Here is a 19,100-nt window from a genome sequence, read left to right on the forward strand (position 1 = left end):
GACCACGGGCGTCCTCGTCGCTGTGCAGCGTCAACACCGCGGCGGTCCCGCCGCACACCGCGTCCGGACAGCGGGTCTCGTACTCCTGTGCGGCCACCTGCTGTTCGTCGGCTGGCTGACGCTGCGGCCGCTGTCCGTGCCCTGGGTGTCCCCCGCGAACCTGCGGCCCTTCGCCTCGGTCCACGCCGACCTCGCGGCCGGCCCCCAGGCCGCGCTGGAGGGCATCGGCGGCGGACTGGCGCTGCTCGCCCCGCTCGGCGTACTGCTGCCGATGGCGGTGGGCCGGGTGACGTCCCGGCTCGGCTCCTGGGCCCGTACGGTCCTCGCCGGAGCGATGATCTCGCTCGGCATCGAACTGGTGCAGCCCGCCGTGCCCGGGCAGGTCGCGAACGTGGACGCGCTGCTGCTCAACACCACCGGTGTGGCCCTGGCCCATCTGCTGTGCTACCCGGCGCTGCGGGCCCGGCTGCGCACCGCCCACCGGAAGGACCTGGCCCGTGTCCGGGTCCGCCGTCCGGACGACGAGAACCGGGGGGCGACCCCGAGGACCACGGGGGTCGGGATCGCCCCGTAGACCGACGTCCGTCCGCGACGCTCCGCCTACCGTGAATTGGGTACCCGGCGAACAACAGCGTTCCGGACGAACGAAGGAGTCACAGCCATGGCCGCACTTGTCCGCCCCGATGACAACCGGATGATCGCCGGTGTGTGCGCCGGACTGGCCCGGCGCTTCGGCGTCTCCGCGAACACGATGCGGGCGATCTTCCTGATCTCCTGCCTGCTCCCGGGGCCGCAGTTCCTGATCTACATCGTCCTGTGGATCATGCTCCCGGACGAGCGGAAGGTCCATCGGGCCGGCAACTGGTGACACCGCTGCGGGCGCGCGTCACGGCGGGCCGTACACCGGATCCGGTGTACGGCCCGCCGTTCGTCTCCCGGGGAGGAGGATCCCGGAGGCGTGCGGTACGGCGTCAGCCGAGGCCCTTGGCCAGCGGAAGCGATCCCGTGAGCTGCTGGAGCGACTTGCCTCCGACGAGGGCCCGCACCGGCTCCTGCTGGGGCGCCTGCTGGGGAGCGGGGGCCGGCAGCGTCCGCGGCGCCTCCTGCTGGGGCGCCTGCTCGGGAGCGGGAGCGGGCAGCGTCCGCGGCGCCTCCTGCTGAGGTGCCGGAGCGGCCTGGGGGGCGGGTGCGGGACTGAGGGCGGGCAGCGCCTTCGTCAGAGTGCCGGCGAGCTGCCCGACGACCGGAACGCCCGGCAGGGCGGGCGCCGCGGAGGCGGTCCCGGCACCGGCGACGGCGACGGCGACACCGAGCACGGCGGCGCCGAGTGTCTTCATGGTTCGCTGCTTCATCAGCTGCTACGTCCTCTTGTGGATGGGTTGGGGCGGCCTCGCGAAAGTAGCCAGAACGTCACACCCTCCGCAAACACCCGCAAACAGCGAGTGTCGGGATATCCGGCCGTCCCGGACCTCCCGCCCCTCCCTTCGACGGCAGGACGTATCCCCTGGTCACCGCCCTGCCGCAGCAGCCTCCCGGAACAGCCACTCGGACTTCAGCTCGGCGTACCCGGGCTTGATCACGTCATTGATCATGGCCAGCCGTTCATCAAAAGGAATGAAGGCCGATTTCATCGCATTGACGGTGAACCACTGCATGTCGTCGAGGGTGTAGCCGAACGTCTCCACCAGGTGCTCGAACTCGCGGCTCATACCGGTGCCGCTCATCAGCCGGTTGTCGGTGTTGACCGTGACCCGGAAGCGCAGCCGCCGCAGCAGCCCGATGGGGTGCTCGGCGTACGAGGGGGCCGCCCCGGTCTGCAGGTTGGAGGTCGGGCACATCTCCAGCGGGACGCGCCTGTCCCGCACGTACGCCGCCAGCCGCCCGAGCTTCACCGAGCCGTCCTCCGCGACCTGGATGTCGTCGATGATGCGCACCCCGTGACCGAGCCGGTCGGCGCCGCACCACTGGAGGGCCTGCCAGATCGAGGGCAGCCCGAACGCCTCCCCGGCGTGGATGGTGAAGTGGTTGTTCTCTCGCTTGAGGTACTCGAAGGCGTCCAGATGACGGGTGGGCGGGTGGCCCGCCTCGGCGCCCGCGATGTCGAAGCCGACCACGCCCGCGTCCCGGTACCGGTTGGCGAGCTCGGCGATCTCCAGGGAGCGGGCGGCGTGCCGCATGGCGGTGAGCAGCACGCCGACCCGGATGCGGTGCCCGGCCTCGCGGGCCCGGCGCTCGCCCTCCCGGAAGCCCTCGTTGACGGCCTCGACGACCTCCTCCAGGGTCAGCCCCCGCTCCAGGTGCTGCTCGGGCGCGTACCGCACCTCCGCGTACACCACACCGTCGGCCGCCAGGTCCTCGGCGCACTCGGCCGCGACCCGCACCAGCGCCTCGCGGGTCTGCATGACCGCGCAGGTGTGGGCGAAGGTCTCCAGATAACGCTCCAGCGAACCGGAGTCGGCGGCCTCGCGGAACCAGGCGCCCAGCGCCTCCGGATCGGTCTCGGGCAGACCGTCGTAACCGGTGGCGCGGGCGAGTTCGGCGACGGTGGCCGGACGGAGGCCGCCGTCGAGGTGGTCGTGCAGCAGCACCTTGGGGGCACGGCGGATCTGGTCGGCGGTGGGGACGGTGGTGACAGTCTCGCTCGTCATTGCCGCACTCTAGCGCCTACGCGCGTAGATATCATCCTGCTCCCGGCCGCCCGGCGCCCCGTCCGCGCACCGCGTTCCGCCCGCCCTTCCGCGCGCTCCCTGGAAGGTTCGATATTCAATGGTGACCGCACGACACCACCGGTACACCCGGGCTTCTGCCATGGTTCTGCCATGGCTCAGCAGGCGTTGCCGCGCCGGGACGCGCGGCTGGGGCGGGCGTTCGGCGCCGACCGGTCGGTACAGGGAGTTGTTCTGCTGCTGCCGGGGGGACAGGCCGTGAGCACCCGCCGGCGCTCCTCCCGGGCCGCGGCGGCGACGCTGCCGCTGGCCCGCCGGCTGACCCGGGCCGGAGCGGGCGAGGCGCTGGCGGCCCATGTCGTCCACTACCGCTACCGCGGCTGGAACGGCCCGGCCGCCCACCCGGTCCGGGACGCGGAGTGGGCACTGGAGCAGGTCGTACGGCGCTACGGCGACGTACCCGTGTGTCTGGCGGGCTGGGACATGGGCGCCCGGGCGGCGCTGCGGGCCGCCGGCCACCCGGCCGTGGTCTCCGTACTGGCACTGGCCCCCTGGCTGCCGGCCGGCCCCGGGGACGGCGCACCGGAGCCGGTGGAGCAGCTGGCCGGACGCACGGTGCTGCTGGTGCACGGCACGGACGACGAGCACACCGCGCCCGAGCTCTCCTACCACCTGGCGGCACGCGCCAAGAAGGTCAACCCGGACGTCTGCCGCTTCGAGGTCCACACCGACGGCCACGCCCTGCGGCAGCACCGGACCGAGGTCGTCGCCCTGGCCGAGAACTTCGTCGTCGGCTCGCTGTGCGACCGGGACTTCGCCCGCCCGCTGGCCGACGCGCTGGCGGCCCCGCCGCCGCTGGGCCTGCGGATGCCGCTGGCCGCGGGCTTCGGCCGCGCCCTGCGCCCCTGACGGCACCGCGCCGGTCCGTACGCCCGGCCCTCACGCCAGCAGCCGTCCGCGGCGGCTCAGCAGGAACTTCTTGAAGGCCGCCACCGGCGGGGTGTCCGGGCGGCCCTCCACCCAGGCCACCCCGATCTCCCGCACCGCGCGCGGCTCGGTGACCGTCAGCTCCCGCACCCCCGGCCGGGCCACCGTCGGCGGCGGCAGCAGCGCCACCCCCAGCCCGGCCGCCACCAGCCCGCGCAGCGTCTCGGCCTCCTCCCCCTCGAAGGCGATCCGCGGCCGGAACCCCGCCTCGGCGCAGAGCGCGTCGAAGATGCGGCGCATTCCGTAGCCCGGCTCCAGGGTGATGAACGGCTCCTCGGCCGCCTCCGCCAGCCGGATGCGGCGGCGCCGGGCCAGCGGGTGGTCCTCGGGCACGGTCAGCCGCAGCCGCTGCTCGCCCAGCCGGCGGACCACCAGATCCGGTGCCTCGGGGATCGGGGAGGTCAGGCACAGGTCCAGATCCCCGGCGCGCAACCGCTCGACCATCGCCTCGCTGTACGTCTGGATCAGCGAGAAGCGCACCCGGGGGTGGTCGGCGCGGAAGGAGCGGATCAGGCCGGGAACGGTCTCGAAGCCGAAGGTGTGCAGGAACCCGAAGGCGACCTTCCCGGTGGCCGGGTCGGCGTCGGCGCGCACCGCCTCGGCGGCCTGCTCCACCGCGCCCAGCGCACGCTCCACCGAGGTGAGGAACGTACGGCCGGCGGGCGTGAGGGAGACGGTGCGGCCGCGGCGGGAGAACAGGTCGACGCCCAGGTCCTCCTCCAGCCGGGCCATCGCCCGGCTGAGCGTGGACTGCGGCACCCCCAGCCCGCCCGCCGCGCGCGTCACGTGCTCATGGCGGGCGACCGCCACGAACTGCGCCAGGCGCGGGGTGAGCCGGGCCGCCCAGGAGTCGTGCGTGATGGCGGGCACGGACTCGGCGGACCGGGATGTGTCCGACGTAACCCTCATGTCTTTCCTGTTGCCGTCCGGTGACACGGCACCCCCTCACCTCTGCTTATGCATATGCGCATGAAAATCTTCGATTTTGTGCATTGGACGCATCAGATCGTTGATCGTACGTTCGAGACATGCCTTCCGTCGATACCGGGGCGCCCGCCCGCACGGGTGCCTCTCCGCAGCGTCCCCCCGCTCCCCGGCGGGTCAGCCTGGCCCTGTTCGCCATGGGCCTGGCGACCTTCGCCCTGCTGTTCTCCACCCAGCCCCTGCTGCCCACCCTCTCCGCCGACCTCGGCGTGACACCGGGCCAGGCCAGCTGGACGGTTTCCGCCGCCACCATCGGTCTCGCGGTCGCCGTCCTGCCGCTGGCCACCCTCTCGGAGCGCTTCGGGCGGCGGACGCTGATGACGGGCTCCCTCGCGGTCGCGGTCGCGATCGCGCTGGTACTGCCGTTCGCGCCGAACCTGGAGACCCTGATCGCGCTGCGCGCGCTGCAGGGCGCGGCCATCGCGGGCATCCCGGCCGCGGCGACGGCGTATCTGGCGGACGAGCTGCACCCGCGGGCGCTGATCGGCGCCGTCGGACTGTTCGTGGCGGGCAACAGCGTCGGCGGGATGACCGGCCGCGTCCTCACCGGCTGGGTGGCCGAGGGCTGGGGCTGGCGCACGGGGCTGGCGGCGGTGGGCGTGCTGGCCCTGGTGTGCGCGGTCGTCTACCGGCTGCTGATCCCGAAGGCACGGAACTTCGTCCCGGCCTCGGCGCGTCCCGCCGAGATGCTGCGGGTGGTGCGCGGTCACCTGTCCGACGGACTGCTGGTGCGGCTGTACTCGCTGGGACTGCTGTTCATGACGGTCTTCGGCGCCGTCTACACGGTGATCGGCTACCGGCTGGTGGCCGAGCCCTTCGGACTCTCCCAGGGCCTGGTCGGCTCGATCTTCGTGATCTACCTGGTCGGCACCGCCTCCTCGGCGGCGGCCGGCCGCCTGATCGGGCGGCTGGGCCGGCGCGGCGCGCTCTACCTGGCCATCGGCACGACGGCCACCGGCCTGCTGCTGACCCTGGGCACGGATCTGACGGCCGTCCTGCTGGGCCTGGTCCTGGTCACGGCGGGCTTCTTCGCCGGGCACGCGGTGGCGTCCAGCTCCGTGAGCCGCACCGCCACCACCGGCCGGGCGCAGGCCGCGGCGCTGTACCAGATGGCGTACTACCTGGGCAGCTCGCTGGGCGCCTCGCTGGGCGCGATCGCCTACCACGCGGCGGGCTGGAGCGCGACGGTCGCCCTGACCCTGAGCGCGCTGGTGGCCGCCGCGGGGATCACCCTCTACGCCACCCGGCGCGCACTGGCCGCGCGCCGGACTTCCTCGCCGGTGGTGGCGCGGGGCTGAGCGCGCCGGGTGGCCCGGTTGAGGGTCGGCCCACGCTCCGTCGGAGCGTGGGCCGACCCTCAACCGGCGGGGAAGATGCCCGTGTCGACCGCGAAGTCGAAGGGAGCGGGGAGGTGGACCTTGTCCCCGAACTTGCCGGAGTGCAGCACCCGGTAGACGTCACCCTTCGGCTCCCCGTACAGCGTCACGGTCGGGCCGCCCGGGGCCCAGCGGTCGACGAGGAGGTACAGCGGCACCCCGGCCCGGGCGTACCCGGCGGGCTTGCTGAGCCGGTCGTGACGGGCGTTGGACGGGGAGGTGATCTCCACGACGAGTTCCGCCTCACCGGCCGGCACGGACGAGCCGGGCGCCGTCTCCAGCACGGCTTCCGACATGACCACCAGATCGGGGATGTAGATGCCGCCACGGGACGGAACGGAGACGCCCTGGGTCTGGTAGACGTACCAGTCCTCCGGAATCGACCTGTCCAGCACACGCTGCAGCCTTGCGGCGATGATGTTGTGCTCACTGGCAGGCGGTGGTGACACGGTGATGATCCCATCGATGATCTCCACCTTGCAGCCCTCGGGCCAGTCCGTCTCCTCCCAGAGCCGGACCAGGTCGTCCCAGTCCCAGGCGTGCCCCGGCCCCGGATCGACGGTGAGTGCGCTCATGGCGGTCTCCTCTATCGGTACGTCACCGATCCCAGCATGCCCAAAGGCACCCGCACAGGTCTACCGGCACCGTTCGCCCGAACGAGAAACACACCTGGTCAGCCGGTGGGGAAGGGGCTCGTGTCGAGGTTGAAACCGAAGGGTTCGGGGAGGGGGATCGCCTCCCCGAACCGCCCGCCCCGCAGGAGCCGGTAGGCGCCCTCCGCGGGCTCCCCGTACAGCAGGACGGTCGGGCCGCCGGGCGCCCATGCGTCGACCAGCAGGTACAGCGGCACCCCGGCCCGGGCGCAGCCGACGGCCTTGGCGCCCCGGTCGTGGCGGGCGTTCGACGGCGAGGTGACCTCCACGACGAGCCGGGCCCGTTCCGCGGGTACGAGGCCCCCCGCCCCGTCCGGCCCGGGCTCCGGCTCTGACTGCGGCAGGACCAGCAGGTCGGGGACGTAGATGCCGCTCCGGTCCGGTACGGAGACGGCCTGCCTCCGGCGGACCGCCCATCCCTCGGGGACCGCCTCGCACAGCGACCGCCGCACCTCGTCCACGATGAGGTCGTGGGTGTCGGAGGCCGGGGGTGCCACGGCGACGACGCCGTCGACGATCTCCGCCCGGTAACCCTCGGGCCATTCCATCGCCGTCCAGAGCCGGACCGCGTAGTCCCACTCGCAGACGATCGGGTCATACGGGTCGCCCGGCGTGCACGGCTGGCACACGACAGCCGGTTCCCCCATGGCGTTCACTCCTTCTCCACACCGGCGCACCTCCTCCGATCCCAGCGCACCGGTACGCCCGGAAGCGACCTGTTCGAAGCGCGTTCACCCGAAAGGGGACATCCCGGCCGGGCCGGGTCCTTTCAGGCGGTGGTCCGGTCGGGCGCGGCGAGCCAGACGAGCCGTGCCGCGACGCCCTCCTTCTTCACCCCGAACCACCGCACGGCCCGCTCGGGGGACGCGAGGCCGAATCGCCGGACTCCGTCGGTGCTGACCACCTCGGCGCTTCCGTCCTCGTACGCGACCCCCCACGCGGCGACGCACCCGTCCTGCTCCCCGTCACCCACCTCCCACGTCTGGACCACGGCGAACTGCCGGGGCGCGAGATCGAGGACCATGGCGCGCAGCTCCTGGTCGAAGTCGCCCGGGAACGGCGCGGGTCCGCCGTGCGGCGCGGCGCCGCTGTGCTGCGGGGGTACGTCGTTCACGAAGTCCTCCTACGAAAGAGCGAATTGGACGCGGTCGCATTGCCGCCGAGGAGCGGCACCTGAATCTTTGGCGTGTGCCACCGTAGCGAGACACATAGAATGCATTCCACCGCCAAGGAGGAATACATTTTCCAAACGCTCAACAGAGTGAAGATCGATTTTCGCGTTCGACTCAAGGAGAACGGCCATGCCGCCGAGCAAGGTCCCGCCGACCATCCGGCAGCGACGCCTGGGCGCGGAGTTGCGTCGGCTACGGGAGCAGGCGGGGCTGTCGGCCACCCGGGCCGGCGAACTCCACGGCGCCACCCAGGCCCGGATCAGCAGCATCGAGTCCGGCGGCTACCCGGTGAGCGCGGAACGCGTGCGGGCCCTGGCCCACCTGTACTCGTGCACGGACCAGGCACTCATCGATGCCCTCACGAACATGACCGGCGGGCGGACCCGGGGATGGTGGGAGGAGTACCGGGAAATCCTTCCTTCCGGGGCCCTCGACCTCGCCGAACTGGAGTATCACGCACAGGCCATACGCATCGCCTCCGCGATCCACCTTCCCGGGCTGCTGCAAACCGCAGAGCATGCCCGCGCTCTCTTCAGAGACGTGGTGCCCTCCCTGTCGCCGCCCGAGGTGGAACACATGGTGTCCCATCGGATCAAGCGACAGACCGTGCTCTACGGCGAGCGGCCGACTCCACTGACGGCGATCATCCATGAGGCGGCCTTGCGCATGGGGTTCGGTGGTTCGAAGGTCGCACGGGAGCAACTGGAGTATCTGCTTGCCGTAAGCACGCGGGAACACGTCTGCCTGAAGGTGATTCCGTTCGGCACCGGAAGCTACCCCAGCTCTGGTTCGGGGATTGTGTACTTCGTCGCCGGGGTTCCTCAGCTGGACACCGTCCAACTCGACACGGACACCCATTCCGAGTTCGTGACCGCTCAGCCCCAACTGATCAGGTACCAATCTGTACTGGACAAGTTGGAAGCCAGCGCCCTCGAACCGGCCGCGTCGCGTGACCTGGTGCTCAGTGTCATCCGAGAGATCTGAGAAGGAGCGAATGTGACTGTCCCCGCTTGGCAGAAGTCCTCGTACAGCGGCACCGCCGCCAACTGCATCTACATCGCCGCGGGCGACCGCCGCACGGTCAGGATGCGCGAGAGCGACGATCCGAGCACCGTCCTCACCACCACGCCCGAGAAGCTGGCGGCCTTCATACGCGGCGTGAAGGCAGGCGAGTTCGACCACCTCACCGAGGGCTGAGCGCTTCACGGGCTCACGGTGCGGATGCGGTGCCGGGTGGGGTCGGGGCCAGTCCGGGGCGACCATTCCGGACGGCATTATTTACGGCCGCTGACGTGTCACGTCTCCTGAGCCGCTCATCGGCCGCAAATAACGCTTGAGTGTCCGGAACGGCCGCCCCTCCCCGTCCCCTCCCGCCCGTCGCCCGGCTGCAAGCCGCCATCGGGCAAGCCATCACCACGTCCATCCGATGACAGGCAGGACGTCCTCCGGCACCGTCTCACCACTGGATCCGTAAAAGTCGGAGCAGTTCACGTTCCCGGAGCACTACGGTTCACACGTGGTTGTCTTTTCTTCCCTGGCCTCTCTCTCGTCGGTGGCGGCAGCCCCGGCCTGGGTCTCCTATACCGGTCTAGCTGCCGGTGGTGTGTCCGCCGCAGGCGTCTTCGGGAACTTCCTCTGGACCCAGCATCGCGAGCACCGGAAGCAACGCGAGCGGTACGCGGAACACGTCGCTGCTTGGACCGGCCCTCATGCACCTGAGAAGCCGCCCTCGGGCGATGAGTCCTGGGGCTATCGATTTCACACGGTTATCGTGAACAACGGCTCCGATCAACCGGTATACAACGTCGTCGTGTGCATACCGTCCCCAGATGCCGACCTGCTCCCCGGCGAGGAGCCTCTGTTGCTCCATGCCGTCGGACTGGTCCCACCGGGAGAGAGACGCGAGGAGGAGATCGGGGAGATCGGCCAGTTCCGTCCACAGTTCGCCGTGCTGCTGGAGGTGTACTTCACCGACGCCCAGCAGATCCAGTGGTACCGCGACACTCAGGGCAAGCTGCACCGCGACCGCTCTGCTCCGGCGTAGCCGCCGGTGACGAGCATCGAGACCACTACGCCGGAACTTACCGCCGCATCAACGCAACCGTTCACAGCAAGTATCCCGTGAGCACTCAGCCTGCGCATGAAGCGCAGCGAAGGAGATGGACAGGGGGCGTTGCGGCGTCGAAGGTCGGCGGACTCAGGCAGGCAGCCTCATGTCGACGACGGCACTGATCTCGACGACCTGGCCGGGGAGGGTCAGCTCGGTGACGCCGAGGACGGTGCTGGCCGGACGGTGGTCGCCGAAGTACGCCAGGTTGCCCTCCGCCACCACCGCGGCGTTCCGCAGCAGGCCCACCACGTACAGGGTCTGGGAGACGACCTGGTTCCGGGTGGCGCCGTAGTGGGCCAGGACCCTGTCGAGGTTGGCGTAGGTCTGTGCGAGCTGGGCGGTGAGGTCGCCCGCGTGGCGGAACTCGCCCGTCTCGTCGAACGAGAGCTGCCCGGAGACGTGGATCAGGTCACCGGATCTGATCGCCTGTACATAGCCGAAGTCACTCTCGGCCGGTATGCCGTACTGGAAGGCGTCGACGGTGGTCATGGTGGCTCTCCTTCTACTCTCTTGTGGTTACTCAGGAACTGTAGGAGAGTTTGATCCGACCTGGAAGAACGCACTTTTCAGTGACTGGGGAACCAGATGGTGACCAAGCAACAGCTCAAGGGCCTGCCCGAGGACGCCGACCTGCGGCGCGCGGACTCACTGGCACGGGAGATCTTCTCGGACGTCGCCAACAAGTGGGCGCTACTGATCATCGAGGCACTCGGCGAGCGCACTCTGCGCTTCAGCGAACTGCGCGACGAGGTCGAGGGCGTCAGCCACAAGATGCTCACCCAGAACCTGCGCATGCTGGAGCGCAACGGCCTGGTGAGCCGGAAGGTGCACCCCACCGTGCCGCCCCGGGTCGAGTACACCCTCACCGAGCCGGGCCGGGCCCTGCGCGCCACGGTCGACGCCATGTGCGACTGGACGCACCGGTACCTCGGCCACATCGAGAAAGCACGCGGCAGCTTCGGCGCCTGACCGCCCTCACGGGCCTCCTGATGCCGGGAGGCCGCGGAGTCAAGGCGGGCCCTTCTCCGTGCGCTGCTGCTGTTTCCCGGTGTCTGGTCCGGTTCCCCCGCGGGTGTCGCAGGAGGGGCGGATCCGGTTTCCCGGGTTCCGCGTGTTCCAGTAGCCGATGACCGCCAGGCGCTGACCGGCGAGAGTCACGACGTCTCCGGGGGACGCCGGGGCGAAGACGTCGACTGTCGCAGGAACTCCGCTCTGCGCCTCCGGGGAGAGGAGACAGGCCTGTCGGTCGCTGCTTCGGTGCGGCGGTGCTCGACGGGTCGGAGTCCTCCCCGCACGTCACGGGGCGGAGGCCCGTTTGGCGGTGTCCCGCCGGGTGATGGCCTCGGCCACCTGCTCGACGGCGGTACGCAGGAGCGTGCCGTAGGCGTCCCGGGAGAGGTGCGGGGTGTACTCCCCGGCCGCGTCGATGTGCTCGGCGGCGGCGTCGAACGATCCGAGACGACGGTAGTCGTCGGCGAGGTTGAGGTGCAGGGACGGGTAGAAGCCCGCGACACTCAGGTCGGCGTGGTGTTCCTGGACGCGCTGCTCGGTCATGGCGTCGGCGGCGTCCAGTGCCCGGATGTCCCAGGCCAGGGCCTGGGCGGGATCCTCGTAGAGGTCCGCCAGGTGGTGCGCGAGGGTGCAGCGGTGCAGCGGGTCGCCGGTGACACCGGTCGCGGACCACAGGTCCAGGAGTTTCCGGCGGGCGGAGGGGGTGTCGCCGGTCCTTCCTTCGGCGACGGCTCGGGCGATGGCTTCCATGGTCGGGCTGGGAGTGGCGGTCATGGCGGGGGTCCTCATCGTCTTGCGGGCTGGACGGGCATGGCCACGGTGGTGAGATCGCCGCGGTCGGCCGAGCGGACCGTGCCGGGCAGGCCGGGTCCGCGCAGGTCGAGCAGCACGTCGGGGCCGATGGCAGTGCCGACGGCCGGATAGAGCGTGGTCAGTTCGAAGGAGATCCGGAGGTCCTGCCCCGTCACGGTGGCCGGGAGCGGGAGGCCGGGGTGCTCGTCACCGGCCGGCAGGACGTTCAGGCCGCGGGAAGTCACGTGCAGCGAGACCCGCTCGCCCGGTTGTTCCTCCAGGGCTCTCAGAAACGGCTCCTTCGAGACCGTCACACGGGTGGTGGGCTCGGGCAGCGACGCGAGCATCGACCGGTGGTCGGGGAACTCCTCCGGCAGCAGCCGGCAGTACTGGTCCCCTCGTTCCGCCATGCGCAGCCAGATCCCGTGCGGCGCCGCCTCGACCCGCACCAGCACGCTGCGGCGGATCTCGGTGACCGCGGCCCGCAGTTCGTCGCCGTCGACCGTGGCAGCCCATGCCGCGGCCGCCGGCTCGGCGGGAACCAGGGTTCGAGTGGAGAGCCGGTAGCGGTCTGTCGCGGTCAGCGTGACCGCTTCGCGGGCCGCCTCGACGCGCAGCCCACCGAGTACCGGCAGCCCCGGATCACGCACGGTCGCGGTCAGAACCTGTTCGACCGCGTCGGCCAGCACAGGCCCCTTCAGCGCGGCGATCGGCAGACTCGGCACCCCGGCGAGCGACGACCTGACCACGTCGGCCCGGCGCCGTACCGCTGCCGCATCCTCGAGAACCTTCGCGACATGCTCATCGATCAGACGGGACGCCTCGGCCGGCCCGGCGGCGAGGACCGCCTCGACCACCGTGAGGGGGATGGCGATCTCCCGGAGTCGGCGGAGCCCGTTCGCCCGTGCCACCTGGCCGGCGCTGTAGTAGCGGTAGCCCGAGACCGGGTCGACCTCGGCAGGAGGGAGCAGCCCGCAGTCGGCGTAGAACCGCAACGCGCTCGGGGTCAGACCACTGCGTCGGGCGAAGGCGCCGATCGGCATCAACTCGGAGTGCGACACCCCGCCATCGTCGGGCTTCGACCAGCTTGAAGGTCAAGCACCGATCCCGGTGTTCCGCGGGCCGGAAACCCTGAGGGCAGCCACCACACGCCCACATCCGCCTACGACCTGTCCGACCGGGCACTTCCTCAGGTCCGGCTGTCGCCCAGAACCGTGCCGATCAGGGCCTCCGCCGCACCGGGATCACCGGCGAGCCGCCCGGCCTCGCGGATCTCCTCCTCGTCCAGGGCCCGGGCCTTCACCAGCTGGATCGCCTCGTGGATGCCGTCGCCGTCGCCGTGCGCGAGCATGACGAAGAACCAGCGCACTGCCTGCACCGGGTCCGGCATGGTGCCGAAGCCGTCGCGGTACCAGCACGCGGCGGCGTTCATCGCCCCCGTATGCCCGCGCTCGGCCGCCCAGACATACCAGCCCAGCGCTTCCTCATCCCGGTCCAGCGCGGACAGCCGGTCGGCGAGAACGGCACCGGCTGCGACGATCCCCTCGCATGCGGCAGTCTCCAACAGCCGCAGGGACTCGTCGGGGTCGTCGACCAGCTGAGCGAGGTTGAACGCGCCGTAGGCGTCCCCGGCCTCGGCGGCCACCCGGAAGAATTCGACGGCACGCACGCGGTCCTCCGCGACGCCCAGGCCCGTCGCCAACATGTGCCCATAGGTGCGCTGCCCGGCCGGGAGCCCGGCCTCGGCCGCCGCGCGGGCGTAACGCACGGCCATGGGCAGGGCCGACTCGTCGAAGTGCTCCAGGTAGATCCCGGCGAGCAGCGCGGCGGCCTCCGCCGACCCGCCATCCGCCAGCGGTACGAGTCCGGCGGTCGCCCGGGCCGCCAGTTCGGCGCCCTCCGCACTGCCCTCCGCCGCGGCCCGGACGAAGGCGTGCCCCGCGGCCAGCCAGTCTCCGGCCGCGGCCGCCCTTCGGCCCTCTTCCAACGGCATGCGGGAACCTTAGGCCATCGTCCCGTAATCGGATCGCGGCGGTGGTGACGGTGCCGTGGAAGACCTCGGCCCTCTGCCCGCCCACCCCCGTCCACCTCCACCACCGTCGAGCCGGACGCTCAGCTGGGCCCCCACCTCCCGGAACCCGAGCGCGCGGGCGATTCGCCGGGACGGTTCCGGCCGTGCTCTCCACTGCGGCATGAGCCCCGCGTCGAGAGCGTGCGCCACGGCCGCAGAGGCCACCGTCTTCGCCAGCCCGCGACCGCGACACCCCGGCGCTGTCAGGACGGACAGGTGTGCCGTCCCCCGCGGCCAGGCCTGATACCCCGCCGCGGCCACGGCCTCGGCACCGTCGAGGACGACGAAGGCCGGCGACGAGATCTCCTCCAGACCGCTCTCACCGGCGTCCTCCCGCCCCGCTCCCACCAGCAGGGCCGACAGACCGGGGTGATCGGCAGGGAGCCTTGCCACCGTCCGCCCCCCGAGCACGGGACGGAAATCCGGGCCGGACACATAAGCGAGGGTGGCCCGGAGCACATCCGCCCGGACGAGAGCCGCGGGAGGCACCTCGGCCGCGACCTCGCGCAGCCGGACGGCGGCCCCGGCCGTGGGTACGGTGACGATTCCCGCTCCGCCCAGCACCACGACCCCGCACCATGAGGGGGGACACAGCCTCGACCCCGGCGAGACGACCACAGCGGCAGAGCGCCCGAACTCCACGGCCACACCGGCCAGTTCCTGCCACAGCGCACGGACACGAACTGCCAGCGGATCGGGTGCCATGCCGGGATCCTGCCATTCCCGGGACCACGGGGAAACGGCTTTCTCCGGCTGCCGACCAGCCGGGGCCGGAAAGCAAGCCGCTCCCGGCCCCTCACCGCGAGGCTGCTCGCAGAACTCGGCCCGCAGCCGGGCGACGGCGGGAGGGGACGGGGAGGGGCGGCCGTTCCGGACACTCAAGTACGATTTGCGGCCAATGAGCGGCTCAGGACACGTGGCACGGCAACGGCCGTAAATCGTACCGTCCGGAATGGCCGCCCCGGACCGGCCCCGACCCCACCCGACACCGCACCCGCACCCGGACCCGGACCCGGACACAGCCCGGGGCACCGTGCCCCAGTGCGGCAAGCACGGCCTTGACCTCAGCCGGACTTGAGGTAGCACCCTCTTCGGCATGGACACGGACCCCACGGCGCAGGCCGCCGACATCAAAGCGATCAAGCAGGTGGTCGCCACCGTCGAGCACTCCCAGCAGCACAAGGACCCCGACGAGTTCCTCTCCCTCTTCCACCGCGACGCGGTCTGGACGACCGCCCACGGCAAGGTCCTCATCGGCCTCGACGCGATCTCGGAGTTCACCCGCCGGGTCCTCCCCGCGGCCCACTGGGACGGCGAGGTCACCTATGAGGTGACCCATGTGCTCTTCATCCGCCCCGACGTCGCGGCGGTCAAGGTCCGTCAGCGCTATCTGCCCCCGGGCGACGGGAGCGAGGGCGCCCCGCTCTACGTGATGGCCCGGCAGGACGACGGCCGCTGGCTGCTGACCGCCTGCCAGAACACGGCGGTCGTCCCCGGCTGACGGGACCGCCGGGCCGCGCCGCCGAGGCGGCGCGGCCCACCCCTGGTCAGCGGAGACCGAGCTTGGCGAGGGTGTGCTCGGCCATCCGCCGCTCGCCCAGGGCGTTCGGGTGGACGGGCACCACACTGGCCCCGAAGAGCACCGGCTCGATCCAGCGGGTGCCGTACGCCTGGCAGGCGTCGTGCCCCTCGGACACCTTGGCGAAGTCCACGTAGGTGGCCCCGGTCTCCTGGGCGGCGCGCTTGATCACCGCGTTGAGGTGGGCCTGGAGGGCGCGCAGATAAGGGACGTCGCCCGAGGCGATGGGCATCTTGGCGAAGCAGGACCGGTCGGCGGTGGCCGGCATGATCCACGGGTAGCCGAGGACGGCCACCCGGGCGTTGGGCGCCTCGGCCCTGACGGCCTCGAGGGCCGCCTTCAGCGCGGGATAGGTGCTGTCGTCGATCTTCTCGTCGAAGGTGTCGCCGTACAGGTTCTTGCAGGGGCTGCCGTACCCGAGGGTGAGGGCTCCGGCCGAGCCGCAGGCCGCGATGGCGCCGATGAAGGTGTTGTTGTCGTTGCCGCCGATCGTCAGCGTCACCAGGTCGGTGCCGGCGTCGAGCGCGTCGAGCTGCGGGGCGACGCCCGGGTACTGGGCCGCGGCGAAGTCCTTGGTCTGGGCTCCGCCGCAGGTGACGTCCGTGAACTCGGCGCCGAGACGGTCCGCGATGACGTTCGGGTAGTTCGCCGTCGAGCGCAGGCACAGCAGCGGGGCCGAGGGGTCCAGGGGCAGGATGCCCGAGCCCGCGCTGTAGCTGTCGCCCAGTGCGACGTATCTGAGGGGCTCGTCGGCGGCGGGTGCGGCGTGTGCGGCGGACCCGGTGAGACTGAGGGCCACCGCGCTCGCGGCGGTGACGGCGGCGGTCAGGGCACGGCGGAGGGCGCGCATCGGCATCTGGCCTCTCTGGGGACCGGGCGCGGGGGTGCCCGGCGAAGTGCTGGGAACGTGGTGATCGGGCGGCGTCGCAAGCGGGTTACCAGTGGTTACACGCGAGTACTGACAGGTAATGTGCAGGCTGCTGGACGCGCCGTCAACAGCGTCGGCGGAACTTTCCGGCACCGGCACGGCGGAGGGCGGGTACGCCGAAACGGGCCCCGGCCGACGGATCGGCCGGGGCCCGCGGCGCTGCTGGATCAGTACCAGCTCTGGTAGACGCCCGTGTTGCAGCCGAGCGTGCGGAAGCCGAGGTTGCTGTCATCGATGCACTTGTTGGTGGCCTGGTTCTTCAGTTCGATCGTCCCGTCGTTCCAGTGCCTGACGAACCAGCTCTGGTTGGTGCTGGAGTCGCAGGTCGCCGTCTTGAAGCCCTGGTCGCCGTCGTACATGCAGCGGCCGGTGTTGAGGTTCCTCAGCTGCACCGTGCCGTCCGCCCACTTGTGGACGTTCCACTGCTGGGCTGCCGAGTTGTTGCAGTCCCAGGTACGGAAGCCGTTCGAGGTGTCGTCGATGCAGCGGCCGGTGCCCTGGTTCTGGAAGGTGTTGACGGCATTCGTCGCTGCGGAGGCGCCGCCGAGGGGCAGCAGAGCGAGGGCCGCGGCGGAGACGCCGACTGCCGCCGCACGCTTGAGCAGAGTGGTGGACATGGCTGGTTTTCCTTTCGGTGGTGGTGACGTCCCCGGCCGCCCCGGCCGGGGACGAGCAGCGAGAAGGGCCGCTCGGATCACGTCAGCACTGGCGGCTGACGTTGCCGGTCTCGTTGCCCTTGAGGTAGATCGCGCTGACGTAGCCGACCCCGCCGGCCCGCAGCGGCAGTTCGATCCACTTGTCGTTGGTGTAGCCCTCGGCCGTGACGGTCTGGCCGGTCTTCCAGCAGTTCGCCGGGTACGTCTCGTTCGCGTGGACCGTGCTGACCACGTCGCACCCCGTCGACGCGCACGAGCGCACGTTGGCCTGCGCCCACGCCGTCACCGTCGTCTGCCCACCACCCCCGCCGCCGGGCGTGCACGGCAGGCCGACGCCCCGGTCGCGCAGGTACGGGACGGGGTCGATGCCGCGTACGGAGGTGGAGGTCGAGGTGCGGACGCGGAGGTGGAGGTGGACGCCGGTGGAGTCGCCCTCGCTGCCCATCAGGGCGATGCGCTGCCCGGCCGACACCTGCTGGCCGACGCTGACGTCCCGCTGGTACATGTGGCCGTACTCGGTCACCGTGCCGTCGGGGTGCAGGATGCGGATCCACTGGCCGTAGCCCTGCGCCGGGCCGGAGGCGATGACCTCACCCGGGCCGACGGCGTAGATGGGCGTGCCGAGGCTGTTGGCGATGTCGATGCCGTCATGGCCGCCGTGGTACCACTGGGACACCGTGCCCGCGGCCGGGCAGGCGCCCGTGAAGGCCGCGGTGGCGGACGTGGCCGCGGTGGCGGACGCGGCAGGCCCTCCGGCGGACGTGGCCGCCTGTCCGGGGGCCGCCGCCACGAGGGGCAGGGACAGAGCGGTGACGGCCGTGAGGCCGGCGCGCAGGATGGATCCGGACGGTCTGAGACGCACGGGTGTTTCCTTTCCCCCTGTGGTTCCTGTGCCGCGGCGGTCACGTTCGCCGAGCGGCGACAGGAAACGTATGCCGACGGCAGCGGCCGGGGGCACCCGGAACGTTCCGGAGGGACGGCGGGGCCGCCGCCGGGATAGGGGTTGACCGTTCACTGACTGCCCGACCTCCGGGGGAACCCTCATGAGACCGACCGTCCGCAGGCTCGTCGGGAGCCTGTGCGCCCTGATGGTGGTGGCGAGCCTGCCGCCGGCCACCGCGGCCGCCGCCGACCGGTCCGCCCGCAGCAGCTGGCGGATCGACCTGACCAGTGAGAGCAGTGACCAGCACAACATCGCGCACCGCGCGGGCGGCATCACCGTCGGCGGCGCCGCCGTCCGGACGCGTTCCGCGCCCGGCGCCTCCTACGCCGTCTACACCTCACCCACCCGGAGTCTGGGCCGCCAGGCCTCGGCCTTCACCATCCGGCAGGAGGCCGAGATCCCCTCGGGGACGACCCTGCTGACGGAGGTGCGCGGCAGCAGCCACCCCGGCACCTGGACGCAGTGGAGCACGGTCGGCCGGGACGGGAGGGTGCGGCTGCCGGAAGACGTCTCGGTGCTCCAGACCCGGCTGACGTTCCACGGCCGGCCGGGCGGCGACGGGGCCCCCTCCGTGTCGGACCTCGTCGTCCGCGCCGACGCCCGGCAGCCCGCGGCCGCGCCGCCGGCGGGAGCCGCGGGCGCCACCGCCGTCACCTACCGCCTCTTCGCCACCCGCGAGGGGCTGGTCGGGCACACCACGGCGAACGGCCACGTCATCCAGGAGCGCGACCACTTCGTCGCCCTGCCCTCGCGCCGCATGCTGGCGAGCAACGGCGGCCACGAGTACCGGGTGCGGCTGTGCTACAAGGGCCGCTGCGAGACGGCACCGGTGTGGGACGTCGGGCCGTGGAACACCCGGGACGACTACTGGAACCCGTCCGCCCAGCGCGAGATGTGGCGCGACCTGCCCCAGGGCAGGCCGCAGGCCCAGGCGGCGTACCAGGACGGCCACAACGGCGGCCTGGACGAGTTCGGCCGCCGGGTCGCCAACCCCGCGGGCATCGACCTCGCCGACGGCACCTTCTGGGACGGCCTGGGCATGACCGACAACGACTGGGTGGACGTCACCTTCCAGCCGGAGGACGGCGGGGGTGGTGGGCAGACGACGGTGACGGCGTGGGCGCAGGCCAACGTGCGCTCGTGCGCGTCGACGGGGTGCGACGTGGTCAGCA

The 19,100-nt window shown here is 71.5% G+C and carries 24 protein-coding genes; 10 read left to right on the top strand and 14 right to left on the bottom strand.

Annotation, left to right across the window (positions count from 1 at the left end; genetic code table 11):
* Positions 1-22: 22 nt before the first annotated feature.
* A complete protein-coding gene (locus CUT44_RS16895; RefSeq protein ID WP_100202696.1) occupies positions 23-574 on the top strand; it encodes a VanZ family protein in 552 nt (183 codons plus the stop codon).
* Positions 575-661: 87 nt separating this feature from the next.
* Positions 662-868 carry a PspC domain-containing protein gene (locus CUT44_RS16900; protein WP_100202697.1) on the top strand — a complete coding sequence of 69 codons (207 nt, stop codon included), beginning with the start codon at positions 662-664 and terminating at the stop codon, positions 866-868.
* A gap of 103 nt (positions 869-971) precedes the next feature.
* Here CUT44_RS16900 and CUT44_RS16905 read toward each other — a convergent pair whose 3' ends face one another.
* Entirely contained in the window at positions 972-1,352 is a 381-nt protein-coding gene (locus CUT44_RS16905) for an ATP-binding protein (RefSeq protein WP_100202698.1), read from the bottom strand.
* 156 nt (positions 1,353-1,508) lie between these two features.
* On the bottom strand, positions 1,509-2,648 hold the full coding sequence (locus CUT44_RS16910; RefSeq protein WP_100202699.1) for an adenosine deaminase: 1,140 nt from the start codon (positions 2,646-2,648) through the stop codon (positions 1,509-1,511).
* Positions 2,649-2,819: 171 nt separating this feature from the next.
* On the opposite strand from CUT44_RS16910, the gene CUT44_RS16915 reads away from it, so the two are divergent.
* Complete coding sequence (locus tag CUT44_RS16915; RefSeq protein WP_100202700.1) at positions 2,820-3,575, top strand: alpha/beta hydrolase; 756 nt, start codon at positions 2,820-2,822, stop codon at positions 3,573-3,575.
* A 30-nt stretch (positions 3,576-3,605) separates the two neighbouring features.
* Here the strand turns inward: CUT44_RS16915 and CUT44_RS16920 are convergent, their stop codons facing one another.
* Positions 3,606-4,562, bottom strand: a complete 957-nt coding sequence (locus CUT44_RS16920; protein WP_100202701.1) for a LysR family transcriptional regulator — start codon at positions 4,560-4,562, stop codon at positions 3,606-3,608.
* Positions 4,563-4,681: 119 nt separating this feature from the next.
* Here CUT44_RS16920 and CUT44_RS16925 point away from each other — a divergent pair, with 119 nt between their 5' ends.
* A complete protein-coding gene (locus CUT44_RS16925; RefSeq protein ID WP_100202702.1) occupies positions 4,682-5,935 on the top strand; it encodes an MFS transporter in 1,254 nt (417 codons plus the stop codon).
* A gap of 59 nt (positions 5,936-5,994) precedes the next feature.
* Here CUT44_RS16925 and CUT44_RS16930 read toward each other — a convergent pair whose 3' ends face one another.
* The 3 genes from CUT44_RS16930 to CUT44_RS16940 all read right to left on the bottom strand — a co-directional run bounded on the left by CUT44_RS16930 (position 5,995) and on the right by CUT44_RS16940 (position 7,780).
* Entirely contained in the window at positions 5,995-6,588 is a 594-nt protein-coding gene (locus CUT44_RS16930; protein WP_100202703.1) for a Uma2 family endonuclease, read from the bottom strand.
* Between the two features lie 98 nt (positions 6,589-6,686).
* Positions 6,687-7,313 (bottom strand): Uma2 family endonuclease, encoded by a 627-nt coding sequence (locus tag CUT44_RS16935; RefSeq protein ID WP_100202704.1) that lies wholly within the window; start codon positions 7,311-7,313, stop codon positions 6,687-6,689.
* Positions 7,314-7,435: 122 nt separating this feature from the next.
* On the bottom strand, positions 7,436-7,780 hold the full coding sequence (locus CUT44_RS16940) for a hypothetical protein (RefSeq protein ID WP_233221443.1): 345 nt from the start codon (positions 7,778-7,780) through the stop codon (positions 7,436-7,438).
* A gap of 187 nt (positions 7,781-7,967) precedes the next feature.
* On the opposite strand from CUT44_RS16940, the gene CUT44_RS16945 reads away from it, so the two are divergent.
* From CUT44_RS16945 to CUT44_RS16955, 3 genes are all read left to right on the top strand, one after another.
* Positions 7,968-8,822, top strand: coding sequence for a helix-turn-helix domain-containing protein (locus CUT44_RS16945; RefSeq protein ID WP_100202705.1), 855 nt, complete (start codon positions 7,968-7,970; stop codon positions 8,820-8,822).
* 12 nt (positions 8,823-8,834) lie between these two features.
* Positions 8,835-9,035, top strand: coding sequence for a DUF397 domain-containing protein (locus tag CUT44_RS16950; RefSeq protein ID WP_100202706.1), 201 nt, complete (start codon positions 8,835-8,837; stop codon positions 9,033-9,035).
* A 664-nt stretch (positions 9,036-9,699) separates the two neighbouring features.
* Complete coding sequence (locus CUT44_RS16955) at positions 9,700-9,882, top strand: hypothetical protein (RefSeq protein ID WP_100202707.1); 183 nt, start codon at positions 9,700-9,702, stop codon at positions 9,880-9,882.
* Between the two features lie 153 nt (positions 9,883-10,035).
* Here the strand turns inward: CUT44_RS16955 and CUT44_RS16960 are convergent, their stop codons facing one another.
* Positions 10,036-10,437 (bottom strand): RidA family protein, encoded by a 402-nt coding sequence (locus CUT44_RS16960; protein ID WP_100202708.1) that lies wholly within the window; start codon positions 10,435-10,437, stop codon positions 10,036-10,038.
* A gap of 96 nt (positions 10,438-10,533) precedes the next feature.
* Between CUT44_RS16960 and CUT44_RS16965 the strand changes: the two genes are divergently transcribed.
* Positions 10,534-10,917, top strand: a complete 384-nt coding sequence (locus CUT44_RS16965; protein WP_100202709.1) for a winged helix-turn-helix transcriptional regulator — start codon at positions 10,534-10,536, stop codon at positions 10,915-10,917.
* Between the two features lie 327 nt (positions 10,918-11,244).
* Here CUT44_RS16965 and CUT44_RS16970 read toward each other — a convergent pair whose 3' ends face one another.
* The 4 genes from CUT44_RS16970 to CUT44_RS34720 form a co-directional block, all read right to left on the bottom strand.
* Positions 11,245-11,733: a hypothetical protein gene (locus tag CUT44_RS16970; protein ID WP_100202710.1), complete on the bottom strand. Its 489-nt coding sequence runs from the start codon at positions 11,731-11,733 to the stop codon at positions 11,245-11,247.
* An 11-nt stretch (positions 11,734-11,744) separates the two neighbouring features.
* Positions 11,745-12,812 carry a DNA polymerase III subunit beta family protein gene (locus CUT44_RS16975; protein ID WP_100202711.1) on the bottom strand — a complete coding sequence of 356 codons (1,068 nt, stop codon included), beginning with the start codon at positions 12,810-12,812 and terminating at the stop codon, positions 11,745-11,747.
* 128 nt (positions 12,813-12,940) lie between these two features.
* Positions 12,941-13,744: a tetratricopeptide repeat protein gene (locus CUT44_RS16980; protein WP_100202712.1), complete on the bottom strand. Its 804-nt coding sequence runs from the start codon at positions 13,742-13,744 to the stop codon at positions 12,941-12,943.
* 9 nt (positions 13,745-13,753) lie between these two features.
* Positions 13,754-14,953, bottom strand: coding sequence for a GNAT family N-acetyltransferase (locus tag CUT44_RS34720; RefSeq protein WP_332888269.1), 1,200 nt, complete (start codon positions 14,951-14,953; stop codon positions 13,754-13,756).
* Between CUT44_RS34720 and CUT44_RS16990 the strand changes: the two genes are divergently transcribed.
* The gene (locus CUT44_RS16990; protein WP_100202714.1) at positions 14,919-15,323 is read left to right on the top strand and encodes an SgcJ/EcaC family oxidoreductase; all 405 of its coding nucleotides are present in this window, start codon (positions 14,919-14,921) and stop codon (positions 15,321-15,323) included. The genes CUT44_RS34720 and CUT44_RS16990 overlap by 35 nt on opposite strands.
* A 46-nt stretch (positions 15,324-15,369) precedes the next feature.
* On the opposite strand, the gene CUT44_RS16995 is transcribed toward CUT44_RS16990, so the two are convergent.
* From CUT44_RS16995 to CUT44_RS34725, 3 genes are all read right to left on the bottom strand, one after another.
* On the bottom strand, positions 15,370-16,257 hold the full coding sequence (locus tag CUT44_RS16995) for an SGNH/GDSL hydrolase family protein (RefSeq protein ID WP_100202715.1): 888 nt from the start codon (positions 16,255-16,257) through the stop codon (positions 15,370-15,372).
* A gap of 239 nt (positions 16,258-16,496) precedes the next feature.
* Complete coding sequence (locus CUT44_RS17000) at positions 16,497-16,946, bottom strand: RICIN domain-containing protein (protein ID WP_100202716.1); 450 nt, start codon at positions 16,944-16,946, stop codon at positions 16,497-16,499.
* Positions 16,947-17,028: 82 nt separating this feature from the next.
* Positions 17,029-17,847 carry a M23 family metallopeptidase gene (locus tag CUT44_RS34725; protein WP_332888270.1) on the bottom strand — a complete coding sequence of 273 codons (819 nt, stop codon included), beginning with the start codon at positions 17,845-17,847 and terminating at the stop codon, positions 17,029-17,031.
* 181 nt (positions 17,848-18,028) lie between these two features.
* On the opposite strand from CUT44_RS34725, the gene CUT44_RS17015 reads away from it, so the two are divergent.
* On the top strand, positions 18,029-19,100 hold a 1,072-nt coding region (locus CUT44_RS17015; protein WP_199185730.1), incomplete at its 3' end, for an SH3 domain-containing protein.

The sequence above is a fragment of the Streptomyces carminius genome (assembly GCF_002794255.1).
GTDB classification, from domain to species: Bacteria; Actinomycetota; Actinomycetes; order Streptomycetales; family Streptomycetaceae; genus Streptomyces; species Streptomyces carminius.

Coding starts and splice junctions, on each gene's coding strand:
- CUT44_RS16900 (WP_100202697.1), top strand. CDS start 662: ATGGCCGCACTTGTCCGCCCCGATGACAACCGGATGATCGCCGGTGTG.
- CUT44_RS16905 (WP_100202698.1), bottom strand. CDS start 1,352: ATGAAGCAGCGAACCATGAAGACACTCGGCGCCGCCGTGCTCGGTGTC.
- CUT44_RS16910 (WP_100202699.1), bottom strand. CDS start 2,648: ATGACGAGCGAGACTGTCACCACCGTCCCCACCGCCGACCAGATCCGC.
- CUT44_RS16915 (WP_100202700.1), top strand. CDS start 2,820: ATGGCTCAGCAGGCGTTGCCGCGCCGGGACGCGCGGCTGGGGCGGGCG.
- CUT44_RS16920 (WP_100202701.1), bottom strand. CDS start 4,562: ATGAGGGTTACGTCGGACACATCCCGGTCCGCCGAGTCCGTGCCCGCC.
- CUT44_RS16925 (WP_100202702.1), top strand. CDS start 4,682: ATGCCTTCCGTCGATACCGGGGCGCCCGCCCGCACGGGTGCCTCTCCG.
- CUT44_RS16930 (WP_100202703.1), bottom strand. CDS start 6,588: ATGAGCGCACTCACCGTCGATCCGGGGCCGGGGCACGCCTGGGACTGG.
- CUT44_RS16935 (WP_100202704.1), bottom strand. CDS start 7,313: ATGGGGGAACCGGCTGTCGTGTGCCAGCCGTGCACGCCGGGCGACCCG.
- CUT44_RS16945 (WP_100202705.1), top strand. CDS start 7,968: ATGCCGCCGAGCAAGGTCCCGCCGACCATCCGGCAGCGACGCCTGGGC.
- CUT44_RS16960 (WP_100202708.1), bottom strand. CDS start 10,437: ATGACCACCGTCGACGCCTTCCAGTACGGCATACCGGCCGAGAGTGAC.
- CUT44_RS16965 (WP_100202709.1), top strand. CDS start 10,534: ATGGTGACCAAGCAACAGCTCAAGGGCCTGCCCGAGGACGCCGACCTG.
- CUT44_RS16970 (WP_100202710.1), bottom strand. CDS start 11,733: ATGACCGCCACTCCCAGCCCGACCATGGAAGCCATCGCCCGAGCCGTC.
- CUT44_RS16980 (WP_100202712.1), bottom strand. CDS start 13,744: ATGCCGTTGGAAGAGGGCCGAAGGGCGGCCGCGGCCGGAGACTGGCTG.
- CUT44_RS16990 (WP_100202714.1), top strand. CDS start 14,919: ATGGACACGGACCCCACGGCGCAGGCCGCCGACATCAAAGCGATCAAG.
- CUT44_RS34720 (WP_332888269.1), bottom strand. CDS start 14,953: ATGTCGGCGGCCTGCGCCGTGGGGTCCGTGTCCATGCCGAAGAGGGTG.
- CUT44_RS16995 (WP_100202715.1), bottom strand. CDS start 16,257: ATGCCGATGCGCGCCCTCCGCCGTGCCCTGACCGCCGCCGTCACCGCC.
- CUT44_RS17000 (WP_100202716.1), bottom strand. CDS start 16,946: ATGTCCACCACTCTGCTCAAGCGTGCGGCGGCAGTCGGCGTCTCCGCC.